Origin of the sequence: Desulfovibrio sp. 1188_IL3213, assembly GCF_036763145.1 — a bacterium.
Taxonomy (GTDB): domain Bacteria; phylum Desulfobacterota; class Desulfovibrionia; order Desulfovibrionales; family Desulfovibrionaceae; genus Desulfovibrio.
Genome location: NZ_JBAIYR010000659.1, coordinates 1 through 892, shown reverse-complemented (window position 1 = coordinate 892; position 892 = coordinate 1). Strand labels below are relative to the sequence as shown.

Annotated in this window: 2 protein-coding genes; both read left to right on the top strand. The window is 63.6% G+C overall.

Annotation, left to right across the window (positions count from 1 at the left end):
* Nucleotides 1-393: autotransporter assembly complex protein TamA (locus V6C16_RS14355; RefSeq protein WP_333543574.1), on the top strand; the 393-nt coding region annotated here is incomplete at its 5' end.
* Nucleotides 393-892 (top strand): hypothetical protein (locus V6C16_RS14350; protein ID WP_333543573.1); only part of this gene is annotated, 500 nt, incomplete at its 3' end. The genes V6C16_RS14355 and V6C16_RS14350, both read left to right, overlap by 1 nt.

Below are 892 nucleotides of genomic sequence, written 5' to 3'. Positions count from 1 at the left end.
GGGGCCATGTCCGGCGCGGCCCTGCGCAACATTCCCGGCAGCCTGCGGTATTACGCGGGCGGGGCGGGTTCTGTGCGCGGCTATGCCTACCAGTCCATCGGACCGGAAGACAAAAGCGGCGATCCCTTGGGCGGGCGCTCTTTTCAGGTAATCAACCTTGAGGCGCGCTACAAGATCACCGAGGATGTGGGCCTGGTTCCCTTTCTGGACGGCGGCATGGTCTACCGGGATGAGGTTCCCCGCATAATCGGCGAGATGGACTGGGGCGCCGGCCTTGGCCTGCGCTACTACACGCCCATAGGTCCCCTGCGCCTGGACGTGGGCTTTCCCCTGCAACCCAGGGATGGCGACCCGCCACTTCAAATTTATGTGAGCATAGGGCAGTCTTTCTGATGACGACGCTTTCTTCCCATACCGACCCAAGCGGCACTGTTGTGGCCGGTGCTGTTGTTACAGGCGCTGCGGCAGAGGGCGCCGTTATCTCCGGGCAGCCCGGCAAAGGCCCGAGGCGGCCCGGCGCATCCCGTTTTTCCCGCATATGGCGCATCTTGTGGCGCAGCATGGCCTTTCTGCTGCTGTTGCTGCTGTTTTTTCTCGCGGGCATTCTTCTGGCGCTGCGCAACGAAAATGTCCAGGCGTGGCTTCAGGATGAGGCCAATGCCGTTCTTGCCGCCTCGGCGGAAAAAAGCGGCCTGCATGTGCGCCTGACGCGCCTTTCCGGCTCATTGCCCTTCAGCATGCAGGTGGGGGTAGAACTGGCGGACGCCCACGGGCTGTGGCTTGAAGCGCCCCTCACCACCTTTGAGTGGGACTGGACTGCCCTGCCCGGAACCATACACATCAGCGGGCTTGTCAGCCACAACCCGCGCCTGCTCCGCCTGCCGGATCTGCC